General features: G+C 73.6%; 12 protein-coding genes and 1 rRNA gene. 6 read left to right on the forward strand and 7 right to left on the reverse strand.

Going from position 1 to position 12,809, the window contains the following annotated elements:
• The first annotated feature begins 97 nt into the window (after positions 1 to 97).
• From ETD96_RS30125 to ETD96_RS30135, 3 genes are all read left to right on the forward strand, one after another.
• Positions 98 to 1,360, forward strand: coding sequence for an LCP family protein (locus ETD96_RS30125; RefSeq protein WP_240808326.1), 1,263 nt, complete (start codon positions 98 to 100; stop codon positions 1,358 to 1,360).
• 62 nt (positions 1,361 to 1,422) lie between these two features.
• Positions 1,423 to 2,481 carry an enolase C-terminal domain-like protein gene (locus tag ETD96_RS30130; RefSeq protein WP_138639885.1) on the forward strand — a complete coding sequence of 353 codons (1,059 nt, stop codon included), beginning with the start codon at positions 1,423 to 1,425 and terminating at the stop codon, positions 2,479 to 2,481.
• Positions 2,478 to 3,065, forward strand: a complete 588-nt coding sequence (locus tag ETD96_RS30135; RefSeq protein WP_138639877.1) for a P-loop nucleotide/nucleoside kinase family protein — start codon at positions 2,478 to 2,480, stop codon at positions 3,063 to 3,065. Before ETD96_RS30130 ends, ETD96_RS30135 begins: the two co-directional genes overlap by 4 nt.
• A gap of 87 nt (positions 3,066 to 3,152) precedes the next feature.
• Here ETD96_RS30135 and ETD96_RS30140 read toward each other — a convergent pair whose 3' ends face one another.
• From ETD96_RS30140 to ETD96_RS30160, 5 genes are all read right to left on the reverse strand, one after another.
• On the reverse strand, positions 3,153 to 3,377 hold the full coding sequence (locus ETD96_RS30140; protein WP_138639878.1) for a hypothetical protein: 225 nt from the start codon (positions 3,375 to 3,377) through the stop codon (positions 3,153 to 3,155).
• Positions 3,378 to 3,496: 119 nt separating this feature from the next.
• A complete protein-coding gene (locus ETD96_RS30145) occupies positions 3,497 to 4,651 on the reverse strand; it encodes an acyl-CoA dehydrogenase family protein (protein ID WP_138639879.1) in 1,155 nt (384 codons plus the stop codon).
• Entirely contained in the window at positions 4,648 to 6,621 is a 1,974-nt protein-coding gene (locus tag ETD96_RS30150; protein WP_138639880.1) for an acetyl/propionyl/methylcrotonyl-CoA carboxylase subunit alpha, read from the reverse strand. Before ETD96_RS30150 ends, ETD96_RS30145 begins: the two co-directional genes overlap by 4 nt.
• An 8-nt stretch (positions 6,622 to 6,629) precedes the next feature.
• Positions 6,630 to 8,222, reverse strand: coding sequence for an acyl-CoA carboxylase subunit beta (locus tag ETD96_RS30155; protein ID WP_205719517.1), 1,593 nt, complete (start codon positions 8,220 to 8,222; stop codon positions 6,630 to 6,632).
• Positions 8,219 to 9,943 carry an acyclic terpene utilization AtuA family protein gene (locus tag ETD96_RS30160; RefSeq protein ID WP_138639881.1) on the reverse strand — a complete coding sequence of 575 codons (1,725 nt, stop codon included), beginning with the start codon at positions 9,941 to 9,943 and terminating at the stop codon, positions 8,219 to 8,221. The genes ETD96_RS30155 and ETD96_RS30160 overlap by 4 nt, the downstream gene beginning before the upstream one ends.
• A 100-nt stretch (positions 9,944 to 10,043) precedes the next feature.
• On the opposite strand from ETD96_RS30160, the gene ETD96_RS30165 reads away from it, so the two are divergent.
• On the forward strand, positions 10,044 to 10,652 hold the full coding sequence (locus tag ETD96_RS30165; RefSeq protein WP_138639882.1) for a TetR/AcrR family transcriptional regulator: 609 nt from the start codon (positions 10,044 to 10,046) through the stop codon (positions 10,650 to 10,652).
• Positions 10,653 to 10,688: 36 nt separating this feature from the next.
• On the opposite strand, the gene ETD96_RS30170 is transcribed toward ETD96_RS30165, so the two are convergent.
• Positions 10,689 to 11,114: an SAM-dependent methyltransferase gene (locus ETD96_RS30170; RefSeq protein WP_138639887.1), complete on the reverse strand. Its 426-nt coding sequence runs from the start codon at positions 11,112 to 11,114 to the stop codon at positions 10,689 to 10,691.
• 229 nt (positions 11,115 to 11,343) lie between these two features.
• Between ETD96_RS30170 and ETD96_RS30175 the strand changes: the two genes are divergently transcribed.
• Positions 11,344 to 11,694 carry a peptidase inhibitor family I36 protein gene (locus tag ETD96_RS30175; protein WP_138639883.1) on the forward strand — a complete coding sequence of 117 codons (351 nt, stop codon included), beginning with the start codon at positions 11,344 to 11,346 and terminating at the stop codon, positions 11,692 to 11,694.
• 75 nt (positions 11,695 to 11,769) lie between these two features.
• A complete protein-coding gene (locus tag ETD96_RS30180) occupies positions 11,770 to 12,633 on the forward strand; it encodes a hypothetical protein (protein WP_138639884.1) in 864 nt (287 codons plus the stop codon).
• Positions 12,634 to 12,682: 49 nt separating this feature from the next.
• Here ETD96_RS30180 and rrf read toward each other — a convergent pair.
• A 5S ribosomal RNA gene (gene rrf / locus ETD96_RS30185) occupies positions 12,683 to 12,799 on the reverse strand.
• Between the last annotated feature and the right edge of the window lie 10 nt (positions 12,800 to 12,809).

The following is a 12,809-nucleotide window of genomic DNA, read 5'->3' on the forward strand; positions in this document are numbered from 1 at the left end:
AGATGTTTATAAGAGACAGACCGGCCGCCGGATCGCCGGCTCGCTGCTGCTCGCCCTGTGGGCGGCGATCGCCGCCGCGCTGGCCGCGGCCGCCACCGTGTACCGGTCCGACCTGCTGCACCTGGCCGTCCAGCCGGACGTGGTGCAGCGGGTGGCGGCCGCGCTCGTCGCGTTCGGCGTGCTGTGGATCCTGGTCGTGATCCGCTCGTACCAGATCCTGCGGCCGCTGGGCATGTCGATCAGCGCGAAGACGCTCGGCGCCGCGTCCGTCGCGGTGATGTGCTTCGCCGTCGGCGTCCCGGTGGCGTGGTCGGCGCACAGCACCTACGTCTACCGGGACGCGCTGACCAGCATCTTCCGCACCGGCAGCGAGAACGGTAAAAAGGTCGACACCGAGGACCCGTTCAACGGGCAGGCCCGCGTCAACATCCTGCTGCTCGGCGGCGACGCCGCCGCCGACCGCACCGGCGTGCGCACCGACAGCATGACGCTCGCCAGCGTGGACACCGAGACCGGCGACACCGTGCTGCTGAGCCTGCCCCGCAACCTGGAGCGCTTCCAGATGCCGCCCGGCCCGGCCAGGGACCGGTTCCCCTACGGCTTCACCGGCGACGGCCCGCTGAACCCGGGGCTGCTGAACGAGGTGTACGAGTACGCCGAGCAGCACCCGGACGTGGTGCCCGGCGTCCCGAAGAACCACCGCGGGCCCGAGCTGCTGAAGGCCACGATCGCGGGCATCCTCGGGCTGCGCGTCGACTACTACATCCTCGTCGACATGTTCGGCTTCGCCGACATCGTCGACGCCATGGGCGGCGTCCGACTCAAGATCACCGAGCCGATCCCGTACGGGCAGCAGGGCGCGGTCCTGCAGCCCGGCTACCGCAAGCTGGGCGGCAAGGAGGCCCTCTGGTACGGGCGCTCCCGCACCAACAGCAGCGACTACGTCCGGATGGGCCGGCAGAAGTGCCTGATGCGCGCGATCGCCGAGCAGGCCGACCCGCAGACCGTGCTGACCAGCTTCGACAAGCTCGCCGCCGCCGCCAAGCGCACCCTCGCCACCGACATCCCGCAGGAGCTGCTGCCCGCACTGGTGAAGCTGTCCAACAAGGTCAAGGACGGCGCCGGGATCCGCAGCCTGCAGTTCGTGCCGCCGCTGATCTACACCGGCAACCCCGACTTCAAGCTGATCCGCAAGCTGGCGTCCGAGGCCGTCAACAGCGACCCGCGCGCGGTGAGCGCGAGCGGCTCCCCGAGCGCCTCGCCGAGCGGGCCGGAGAGCCCCTCGTCGGGTGCGCCGGGCACGTCGTCCTCCCCCAAGCCCGACACCAAGCCGGTCTCGCTGGAGGACAGCTGCCCGTGACCGACCGCGCCCGCGCGGGTGGATCATAGAGGGAGACGACCTCGGCGAAAGGGCGGGTGAGGGTGCCTCTGATCCAGGGCTGCGACGCCTTCCAGGTGGCGATGCCGCGCGGGCGGCGGCCGGAGAGCGTGCTGGTCCGCCTCGCCGGCGGCGACGCGGTCGGCTGGGGCGAGATGGCCGTGCCCGGCGGCGCCGCGGGCGCGGACGCCGCGTGGGCGGACATCGAGACGCGGATGGCCCCGGCCCTCATCGGGCTCGACTGGGACCGGCCCGAGGACGTGTCCGCCGCCGCCGACCTCGGCGCCAGCGAGGCCGCCGCGGCCGTGGACACCGCCTGCTGGGACCTGTGGTGCCGGACGCGGGGCCTGCCGCTCGCGCACGCGCTCGGCGGCACCCGCACGTCCATCGTGACGGGCGCGCGGATCTCCCCGGAGCCGGCGCTCGACACGGTCTCGGCCCGCGTCAACAAGGCGGTCGGCGCGGGCCACACCCGCGTCACGCTGGACATCCGCCCCGGCTGGGACATCGAGCCCGTCCGGGTGATCCGGCAGGCGTACCCGGCGCTGGCCCTCGTCGCCGACGCGGGGCACGCCTACACCGAGTCGCCCGAGCACCTGGCGGTGCTGGAGGCGCTGGACGCCTACGGCCTGGCGGCGGTGGAGCGCCCGTTCCCGCCCGGCGACCTGGCCGCGCACGCCCGGCTGCAGCTGCGGCTCCGCACCGCGGTCGCGCCGGCGGTCGGCGACCTGGAGACCCTCGACGCGGCGCTGACGGCGGAGGCGGGCCGGGCGCTGCACCTGCGGCTGGACCGGCTCGGCGGGCTGACCGCCGCGCGCAGCGCCCACGACCTGGCGTACGCGGCGGGCTGGGACGTGTGGTGCAGCGGAACCGGCGCCTTCGGGATCGGGCAGGCCGCGGCGGTGGCGCTGGCCGCCCTGCCGGGCTGCACGCTGCCGAGCGACGTGTCGGACCCGGCGGGCGGGCCGGTGTTCGTGACGCCGCCCGTCCGCTCGTCCGGCGGCGTCGTCGGCGTCCCGCTCACGCAGCCGGGCCTCGGACACGAGATCGACGAGGCGCGCATCGAGCGGCTGGCGACGCGCCGCATGCGCCTGACGGCGTGACCGGCACGGCCGCCGACGCGGCGCCCGCCGCGGTCTGGGTGGTGGCGGGCGCGCCGGGCGCCGGCAAGACGACCGTGGCGGAGTTGCTGCTGCGACGGCTGCGGCCGGTGCCCGCACTGCTCGACAAGGACACGATGTACGGGCCGTTCGTGGCGGCGGTCCTCGCGGCGGCCTCCCGCGACCCCGGCGAGCGGGAGGGCCCCTGGTACGACGAGCACGTCAAGAAGCACGAGTACGCGGGCATGACCGCCACGGCCCGGGAGATCCGCTCGCACGGGTGCCCTGTGCCGCTGAGCGGGCCGTTCACCGGCCAGATCCGGGACGCGGCGCGGTGGGCGGATTGGGTCGCGGCGCTGGGCGGGGCGCCCGTCCGGCTGGTGTGGATCCGGTCGGACGCGCGGACGCTCCGCCACCGGCTGGAGGCGCGCGGCTCGTCCCGCGACACCGCCAAGCTGGCCGCGTTCGAGGCGTTCACGGCGCGGATGCGCCCGGCGGAGCCGCCGCCGGTGCCGCATGTCGCGGTGGACAACCGCCTCGGCGCCCCGGTGCCGCTGGAGGCCCAGCTCGACGCGCTGCTCGGCTGAGCGTCCGGCGGGGGGAATGCGACTGGCGGAGGCCGCAGGGACCTCCGCCAGCGCCGGCCGGGCCGCCGTGCCGGCGGCCGGCGGGGATCAGACGTTGATGTTGATGTTGGTGTTCTCGTTGTCGTTGTCGCCGTGGCCGTGGTGGTGACCGTGGCCGTCGTGGTGACCGCAGCAGCCGCAGTCGCAGTGGGCCATGGCGGGCGCGTGGACCGCGGGCGCCGCCGGAGCGGCCGAGGCCGCCGCCGCCAGGCCGAAGAACCCGGCCAGGGTCGTGCCGGCCGTCAGGACAAGAACCGAGAGAAACCTGCTCATTTGATCGTTCCTTTCGCCCTTCCGATACTTCCTCCGCGATCCTCTCCGAGGAAGTACTTAGAGTGGTCAGATCACTACTCTAAGTAAGGCAAAGGATGAGTGTCCGTTGCTCCGGCCGATCAGTAGGACTTGGGCAGGCCCAGGGTGTGCTGGGCGACGAAGTTGAGGATCATCTCCCGGCTGACCGGGGCGATGCGCATGAGGCGGACGACGCCGGCGAGCATCCCGACGCCGTACTCGGTGGTGAGGCCGTTGCCGCCGTGCGTCTGGATGGCCTGGTCGACGCAGTGGATCGCGGCCTCGGCGGTCGCGTACTTGGCCATGTTCGCGGCCTCGCCCGCGCCCGCGTCGTCGCCCGCGTCGTAGAGCCAGGCGGCCTTCTGCGCCATCAGCCGGGCCAGCTCCAGCTCGATCTTCGCGGCGGCGAGCGGGTGCGCGAGGCCCTGGTGGGCGCCGATGGGCGTCTTGAAGACCTGCCGGTCCCGGGCGTAGGCGGTGGCCTTGCCGAGCGCGAGCCGGCCGATGCCGGCGCCCATCGCGGACGCCATGATCCGCTCGGGGTTGAGGCCGGCGAACAGCTGCAGCAGCCCGCCGTCCTCGTCGCCGACGAGCGCGTCGTAGGGCAGCCGGACGTCGTCGAGGTGGCAGACGAACTGCTTCTCCGGCGACACGATCTCCATGTCGATGGGCGTGCAGGTGAAGCCCGGCGCGTCGGTCGGGACGATGAACAGCGAGGGCCGCAGGTTGCCCTTCTGGTCCTGCGAGCGGGCGACGAACAGGACGGCGTCCGACTCGTCCACGCCAGAGATGAACGTCTTCTGCCCCTTCAGCACCCAGCCGTCGCCGTCCCGCCGCGCGGTGGTGGTGATGCGGTGCGAGTTGGAGCCGGCGTCGGGCTCGGTGATCGCGAACGCCATCTTCACCGACCCGTCGGCGAAGCGCGGCAGCCAGTGCCGGCGCTGCTCCTCGGTTCCGGACCGCGCGATGATCGTCGCGCAGATCGCCGGGGACACGACCATCAGCAGCAGCGGGCACCCGGCGGCGGCCAGCTCCTCGCACACGGCGGCGAGGTCGCCGATCCCGCCGCCCCCGCCGCCGTACTCCTCCGGCACGTTGACGCCGAGGTACCCGAGCCGCCCGGCCTCGGTCCACAGCTCGTCGGTCTTCTGCCCGGCCCTGGCCTTCTCCACGTAGTAGGAGGGGCCGTACTTCGCGCCCAGCTCGGCGACGGCCGCGCGCAGCGCCCGCCGCTCCTCGGTCTCGACGAAGCTCATGCGGGGGTCCCTTCGGTGACGGCTTCGATGACGGCGAGGACGGCGCCGGACTCGACCTGCCCGCCTGCGGCGACGTTCAGTTCCGCGACCGTCCCGGCGGACGGGGCGGTGATGCGGTGCTCCATCTTCATGGCCTCCAGGACGACGAGGACCTGCCCCTCGGCGACCTTCGCGCCCGCCTCGGTCTCGACGCGGACGACGGTCCCGGGCATGGGGGCGAGCAGGGAGCCCGGGGCGAGCCGGCCGCTCGGGTCGGCGAACCGCGGGACGGCGGTGAGCGCCACCGGACCGAGGCGGGAGTCGACGTGCACCGCGTCCCCGGCCGCGGTGACGGCGAACGTCTCGCGGAGGCCGCCGCGGTCGAGGACGACCCGGTCCGGCGCGGCGCTGACCAGGGAGGTGTCCGGGCACAGCTCGGAGGTGAGGCCGTCCCTGTGCAGCAGGTAGTCGACGTCGACCGTCCCGTACGGGCCCTCGAACGTCCGGCGCTGCGGCTGCGACCGCACGTTGCGCCACCCGGACGGCAGCCCGCCGAGCACGGGCGCCGCCGACCGGTTCGCGGCGGCCAGCGCGAGGGCGGCGGCCAGCGCGGAGTCCCGCACCGCCGCCTCGTCCGCCAGCGGCGCCGCCAGGGCGCTCAGGCCGACGCGGTCGAGGTAGCCGGTGTCGGTGTCGCCGTCCAGGAAGCCCGGTTCCTCCAGGATGCGGACGAGCAGGTCCCGGTTCGTGGTGAGGCCGTGGATGCGGGCGCCGCGCAGGCCCGCGGCGAGCCGCCGGGCGGCGGCGGGCCGGGTGGGAGCCCACGCGATCACTTTGGCGAGCATCGGGTCGTAGTGGACGCCGACCTCCGCGCCGCTCTCCACGCCGCTGTCGAGCCGCAGCCCGTGCTCCGCCGGGACGGCGAACTCGGCGTCCGCGCCCGGCACCTCGAAGGTGTGCAGGGTGCCGCTGGCGGGCCGCCAGTCGTGCGCGGGGTCCTCCGCGTACAGGCGGACCTCGACGGCGTGGCCGCGCGGCTCCGGCGGGGCCTCGGGCAGGCGGGCGCCCTCGGCGACCTCGATCTGGAGCCGGACGAGGTCCACCCCGTACACGCATTCGGTGACCGGGTGCTCGACCTGGAGGCGGGTGTTGACTTCGAGGAAGAAGAAGCGGCCGTCGCGGGCGAGCATGAACTCGACCGTCCCGGCGCCGGTGTAGCCGATGGCGCGGGCCGCGTTCGCCGCCGCCGCGCACAGCTCGGCGCGCAGCTCCGGGCCGACGGCGGGCGACGGCGCCTCCTCGACGATCTTCTGGTGGCGGCGCTGGATCGAGCATTCGCGCTCGCCGAGCGTCCAGACGGTGCCGTGGGCGTCGGCGAGGACCTGCACCTCGATGTGCCGCGCGTCCTCCAGCAGCGGCTCGCAGAACACGGCCGGGTCGCCGAACGCCGACTCCGCCTCGCGGCGCGCCGCCGCCACGGCGTCCTGGAGGTCGCCGGGCGCCCGGACGATCCGCATGCCGCGCCCGCCGCCGCCGGCGGACGCCTTGACCAGCAGCGGGAAGTCGGCGGCGGTCACCGCGGCCGGGTCCAGCTCCGGCAGCACCGGGACGTCGGCGGCGGCCATCAGCTTCTTGGCCTCGATCTTGGAGCCCATCGCGGCGATCGCGTCCGGCGGCGGGCCGATCCAGGTCAGGCCCGCGTCCAGCACGGCCCGCGCGAACCCGGCGTTCTCCGACAGGAACCCGTAGCCGGGATGGACGGCGTCGGCGCCCGCGCTCGCCGCGACGGCGAGGAGCCGCTCCGCCGACAGGTACGTCTCGGCCGGGGCCGCCCCGGGCAGCCGCCCGGCGGTGTCGGCCTCGCGGACGTGCGGCGCGTCCGCGTCGGGGTCGGAGAACACCGCGACCGTCCCGATGCCGAGGCCCCGGCAGGCGCGCAGCACGCGGCGGGCGATCTCGCCGCGGTTGGCGACCAGCACTGTGTTGATCATTGATTCGCTCACATCCGGAAGACGCCGAAGCCGTCGGCTCCGCGCACGGGCGCGTTGTGGACGGCGGACAGGCACAGGCCGAGGACGGTGCGGGTGTCGCGCGGGTCGATCACGCCGTCGTCGTAGAGCCGGCCCGACAGGAAGAACGGCAGCGACTCGGCCTCGATCTGCGCCTCGACCATCTCCCGCATGGCGCGGTCCTGGTCCTCGTCGTAGGCCTGCCCGCGCGCCTCGGCGGCCTGCCGCGCCACGATCGACAGGACGCCGGCGAGCTGCTGCGGCCCCATCACCGCCGACTTCGCGCTCGGCCAGGTGAACAGGAACCGGGGGTCGTACGCCCGGCCGCACATGCCGTAGTTGCCCGCCCCGTAGGAGGCGCCCATGACGATCGAGATGTGCGGCACCTTGCTGTTGGCCACCGCGTTGATCATCAGGGCGCCGTGCTTGATGATCCCGGCCTGCTCGTACTCCTTGCCGACCATGTAGCCGGTCGTGTTGTGCAGGAACAGCAGCGGCGTGTCGCTCTGGTTGGCGAGCTGGATGAACTGGGCCGCCTTCTGCGCCTCCGCGCCGAACAGGACGCCCTGCGCGTTGGCCAGCACCCCGACCGGGTAGCCGTGCACGCGCGTCCAGCCGGTGACGAGGCTCGTCCCGTAGAGCGGCTTGAACTCCTCGAACCGCGAGCCGTCCGCGATCCGGGCGATGACCTCGCGCGGGTCGAACGGGACCTTCAGGTCCTCGGGGACGATGCCGGCGAGCTCCTCCGCGTCGTACAGGGGCTCCTCCACCGGGCCCGGCGCCGGGCCGAGCTTGCGGTGGTTGAGGTTCCGGACGATCTGCCGGCCGAGGCGCAGCGCGTCCGCCTCGTCGGCGGCCATGTAGTCGGCGAGGCCGGACGCGCGGGCGTGCATCTCCGCGCCGCCGAGCTCCTCGTCGTCGGCCTCCTCGCCCGTCGCCATCTTCACCAGCGGCGGCCCGCCGAGGAACACCTTCGCGCGCTCCTTCACCATGACCACGTAGTCGCACATGCCCGGGATGTACGCGCCGCCGGCGGTGGAGTTCCCGAAGACCAGCGCGATCGTCGGGATCCCGGCCGCGGACAGCCGGGTCAGGTCCCGGAACATCCGCCCCCCGGGGATGAAGATCTCCTTCTGCGTCGGCAGGTCCGCGCCGCCCGACTCGACCAGGTTGATGACCGGGAGCCGGTTCTCCAGCGCGATGTCGGACGCCCGGAAGCTCTTCTTCACCGTCCACGGGTTGCTGGAGCCGCCCCGCACGGTCGGGTCGTTCGCCACGATCACGCACTCGACGCCCTCGACGACGCCGATGCCGGTGACGACGCTGGCGCCGACGGGGAAGTCGCTCCCCCAGGCGGCGAGCGGGCTCAGCTCCAGGAACGGCGAGTCGGGGTCCAGGAGCAGCTCGATGCGCTCGCGGACCAGCAGCTTCCCGCGCTTGCGATGCCGCGCGACGTACTTCTCGCCGCCGCCTTCGAGGGCCTTGGCGTGCTCGGCGTCCAGCGCCGCGAGCTTGTCCAGCATGGCGGCGCGGCGCTCCCGGTACTCGGGGCTCCGCGCGTCCAGCGTGCTCTTCAGGGTCAAAGGAGTGCCTCCGGGATGTCGACGAGGCGGGACCGCAGCCACTCCCCGAGGGCCTTGCCCTGCGGGTCGAACCGGGTCGAGGCGGATACGCCCTCCTGCAGCAGCCCCTCGACCACGAAGTTGACCGCACGGAGGTTGGGCAGGACGTGCCGGTGGACGGTGTGCTCTTGGGTCTCGGGCAGCAGCTCCTTGAACCTCTCCACGGTGAGGAAGGGTTCGAGCCAGGCCCACTGGGCGCCGGTCCGGGCCCAGACGCCGATGTTGGCGTCCCCGCCCTTGTCTCCGCTCCGCGCCCCGGCCACCCGTCCGAGGGGCACCGATGCCACCGGCCCTTGGGGGACGGACGCGGCACCTTCTTGCTCGCCCGGCGCCGCGATCGCCTCAGTGATCGGCGCCGTGACCGGTGCCGAGGTGATGGGCACGCGGGTGCCGTCCGGGGTGACGGCGACGTGCTCGACGGCCTCGTTGAGGACGTACGCCGGCGAGTACACCCCGTACGGGCCGCCCTTGCCGGGCGGGGAGGTCATCGTGAAGCCCGGGTATCCAGCGAGGGCCAGCTCCACCGCCGCGTTGCTGAACGCGCGGCCGACCTTGTGCGGGTCCGGGTCGAGGACGGCGCAGCGGAGCAGCGCGGTCGCCTCCCCCTGCGTGGCCGGGTCGGCCTTGGCGGCGCCGATGAGCGTCCACTCCACCCGGGCCGGCGGCGCGTCGCCGAACGCGGCCGCCATCCGCGCCTTGACCGACTCCGCCTTGGCCTCGATGCCGAGCCCGGTGAGGACGAACGTCATCTCGTTGCGGTGGCCGCCGAGGTGGTTCAGGCACACCTTGGTGGACGGCGGCGGCGGTGTCCCCTTTACGCCGCTGATCCGCACGCGGTCGGGCCCGTCCTGGGCCAGCTCGATCGTGTCGAAGCGGGTCGTCACGTCGGGCCCGGCATAGGACGGCGCGCCGATCTCGTAGAGCAGCTGGGCCGTGACGGTCTCGGTGGTCACGGCGCCGCCGGTCCCGTCGTGCTTGGTGATGACGCTGGAGCCGTCGGCATGGATCTCCGCGACTGGGAAGCCCGGCGCCTTTACGTTGTAGATTTCTTCGAAGAAGGCGTAGTTGCCGCCCGTGGCCTGGGCACCGCACTCCAGGACGTGCCCGGCGACGGTCGCGCCCGCCAGGGCGTCCCAGTCGTCCCGTGCCCATCCGAAGTGCGCGGCGGCCGGGCCGACCACCAGCGAGGCGTCGGTGACGCGGCCGGTCACCACCACGTCGGCGCCGGCCTTCAGGCACTCGGCGATCCCCCAGGCGCCCAGGTAGGCGTTAGCGGTGAGGGGCGCTCCGTAAGGAGAGTCAGAGAAGCCGAGTTCCTCGGCGCGCGCCAGCAGGTCGTCGCCCTCCACATGGGCGACGCGCACCTCGATGCCGAGCCGCGCGGCCAGCTCGCGCAGCCGGTCGGCGAGACCGCGCGGGTTGAGCCCGCCGGCGTTCACGACGATCGCGGTGCCGCGCTCCACCGCCAGCCCGAGGGACTCCTCCATCTGGCGCAGGAACGTGGTGGCGTACCCGGCATCCGGGTCCTTCATCTTGCCGCGGCCCAGGATCAGCATCGTCAACTCGGCGAGGTAGTCGCCGGTGAGGACGTCCAGCGGCCCGCCCTCCAGCATCTCCCGCACCGCGGCGAAGCGGTCGCCGTAGAAGCCCGAGGCGTTCCCGACCCGCAGCGGTTGGCTCATGGCTGAACACTGCCAGCCCCGCCCGAAAAAATCAATCGCGCATGATTGTTTTTCTTCGGGGCCGTTTGGTTGACTGGAAGCCCGTCGAGCCGAGGAACCCATGACCGCCCAGGCACTCCCCCGCGAACCGCAGCAGGACCGCAGCCGCGCCACCCGGCGGCGCCTCCTGGAGGCCGCGATCGACTGCCTCGCCTCCGTGGGCTGGGCCGGCACCACCGTCGCCGTGGTCGCCGAGCGCGCGGGCGTCTCCCGGGGCGCGGCCCAGCACCACTTCCGGACGCGGGAGGAACTGGTGACGGCCGCGGTCGGCTACGGCTCCGAGGTGCGGATGACCCAGATGCGCGAGCGCCTGGACGGGCTCGCCGGCCGCCGCCCATCCACGCTGGACGTGGTGGCCCTGCTCGGCGAGATGTACACCAGCCCGCTGTTCCGCGCCGCGCTGCAGCTGTGGGTCGCGGCCAGCTCCGACGAGCAACTCCGCGCGCAGGTGGTCCCCCTCGAAGCCCGCGTCGGCCGGGAGGCGCACCGCCTCACCGTCGAGGCGCTCGGCGCGGACGAGAGCGTCCCCGGCGTCCGCGAGACCGTCCAGGCGACCCTCGACCTGGTCCGCGGCCTGGGCCTCGCCGATCTGCTCACCGACGACTCGGCGCGCCGCACCCGCCTGCTGACCCAGTGGGCCGCCACGCTCGACCGGGCCCTCGGCCGCTGACTCCGCCCGGCCCGCCCGACCAGTCCGGCCACGCGGTCAGAGGGGGATCTCCCGCAGCGGGTCACCGCCGTCGATGAGGAGGCGGCCGCCCGGCGCCAGCACCGCGGCGATGCGCCGCACGGCGCGGCGCCCGGCCTCCGGGTGGCGGCCGTCGAGCGCCCCGACCCGCACGGCGAACGCCAGGTCGAAGGGCGCCTCACCGGCCTGGAGCGCGAAGTCCTCGATGGCGGCCCGCCGGACGCTCATGCGCCCGGACGCGATCTCCTCGGCCGCGGCCGCCTCCGCCTGCGCGACCGCCTTCGCGGACCGGTCGATCGCGAGGATGTGCCCGCCGCCGTCGAGCCGGGCCGCGACGGCCCGCGCGGCGGCGCCCGGCCCGCAGCCGATCTCCAGGACGCGCATGTCCGGCGTGAGCGGCAGCGCGTCGACGATCTCCTGGAGGCGGGGCGAGAGCGGCGGCATGGCCTCACCGTAGAGCACCGCTCCGACATTGGACCCGCCCACTGGCGTCCACGGGCGCGCGAAAAACCGCCGGCGTGTCGCGAACCCGCACCCGCGACGGGCAGGAACGCCTGCCCACCAGGTCAGACGCGCCTCCGCCCACTTCTCCGCCGACCACTCGCATGACAATCTGTGTTCGCCCGACTACGGATCGGCGCCATCCCGGCGCTGCGGGTGAAGGGAGATCGACATGGCGAAAAGGACATGGCGCCTCATGGCCGCGACCGCGCTCTGCGGGGCGGCCTGCCTCACGGTGGCGCCGCCCGCCCAGGCGACGAGCTGCTTCTGGGAGGACCCGGGCCAGCAGGGTTCGAGCCGCTGCTACGACAACAACGTCCAGGACTTCGGCGGCCAGCGCTTCCCCAACGGCCACAACGTCCAGCAGACGGCCAGCTCGTGGCGGAACCTCAACACCGTCTGGAACGAGGTCGTCTACAGCGAGCCCAACTTCACCGGCCAGTCGCAGGAGCTCGAGGACGAGACCGACGGGAACCTGAACCCGGGGATCAACGACCACCTCGGTTCCTTCGACGCGGCCTGACCCGATGAGAGGGTCCGGGCGTGGAACCCCGCGCCGCCCGGACCCGCCGTTCGCGATGCGAGAGAGGCACCCACCGTGAACCACGCACGGGCGACCGCCGCGCTGCTCGTCCCGCTCGTCCTCGCGGGGTGCGCGACCCAGCGCCCGGACGAGCCCGCCGTCCGCGTCCGCCACGTCGGCGACGTCGACGCGCTCACCCTCCCCCTCGACGCCTACCGGACGAGCCCCGCGCAGCGGAGGACCGTCCAGCGCGCGGAGAAGAAACTCGTGTCCGCATGCCTCCGGCGCTACGGCATCACCTTCGACCTCGGAGACCCGGCGCCCCCGCCGTTCTCCCAGAACGCCCGCCGCTACGGTCTCGCCGACGAGGAGCGGGCGGGCAGGCTCGGCTACAGCAGCCCCGAGATCACCAAGCGGCCGCCGCGGCCGGACCTGCCGCCGCGGGCGCGCAAGGCCGCCTGGGGCGACGGGCCGGCGAAGATCCGCGGCCGGGACGTCCCAGACGGCGGCTGCGTCGGCGAGGCCGGCCGGACACTGAACGCCGGCGCCCGGTCCGACGGGACGCTCGCGGACCGCCTGGCCTTCACCAGCCTGCGAACGGCGGCGCAGGACAGCCGCGTTCGCACCGCGTTCGCCGCCTGGAGCCGCTGCATGAAGCGGGCGGGCCATGCGTACGCGACGCCGAGGGACGCCAACCGCGACCGGCGGTTCATCGACGGGCCCGGGCACCGCGTCACCGAGGTCGAAACCGCGACCGCCGTGGCGGACGTGCGGTGCAAGCACGAAGCCCGTCTCGTCGACATCTGGGCGAGTGTTGAGGCCGCTTACCAGAAGCGTCTGATCGCCCGGCACAAGACCGAACTCGACCGGGAGCGCGCGGCCGTCGCCACCCGGCTCGGCAACGCGAACCGAATACTGACCGGGTCGCCCCGGGGCTGAGAAATGAGAAAGGCCCCGCCGAAAACGGCGGGGCCTTCCTGCAATATGAGTCCGGCGGCGTCCTACTCTCCCACACGGTCTCCCATGCAGTACCATCGGCGCTGAAGGGCTTAACTTCCGGGTTCGGGATGGGACCGGGTGTTTCCCCTTCGCCAAAACCACCGAACGTCTCAACG

This window comes from Actinomadura geliboluensis (assembly GCF_005889745.1).
Lineage (GTDB): Bacteria > Actinomycetota > Actinomycetes > Streptosporangiales > Streptosporangiaceae > Spirillospora > Spirillospora geliboluensis.

What these genes read in the sequence shown, in the direction of transcription:
- ETD96_RS30140 (WP_138639878.1), bottom strand. Translation starts at nt 3,377, where the DNA reads ATGAGCAGGTTTCTCTCGGTTCTTGTCCTGACGGCCGGCACGACCCTG.
- ETD96_RS30145 (WP_138639879.1), bottom strand. Translation starts at nt 4,651, where the DNA reads ATGAGCTTCGTCGAGACCGAGGAGCGGCGGGCGCTGCGCGCGGCCGTC.
- ETD96_RS30150 (WP_138639880.1), bottom strand. Translation starts at nt 6,621, where the DNA reads ATGATCAACACAGTGCTGGTCGCCAACCGCGGCGAGATCGCCCGCCGC.
- ETD96_RS30160 (WP_138639881.1), bottom strand. Translation starts at nt 9,943, where the DNA reads ATGAGCCAACCGCTGCGGGTCGGGAACGCCTCGGGCTTCTACGGCGAC.
- ETD96_RS30165 (WP_138639882.1), top strand. Translation starts at nt 10,044, where the DNA reads ATGACCGCCCAGGCACTCCCCCGCGAACCGCAGCAGGACCGCAGCCGC.
- ETD96_RS30170 (WP_138639887.1), bottom strand. Translation starts at nt 11,114, where the DNA reads ATGCCGCCGCTCTCGCCCCGCCTCCAGGAGATCGTCGACGCGCTGCCG.
- ETD96_RS30175 (WP_138639883.1), top strand. Translation starts at nt 11,344, where the DNA reads ATGGCGAAAAGGACATGGCGCCTCATGGCCGCGACCGCGCTCTGCGGG.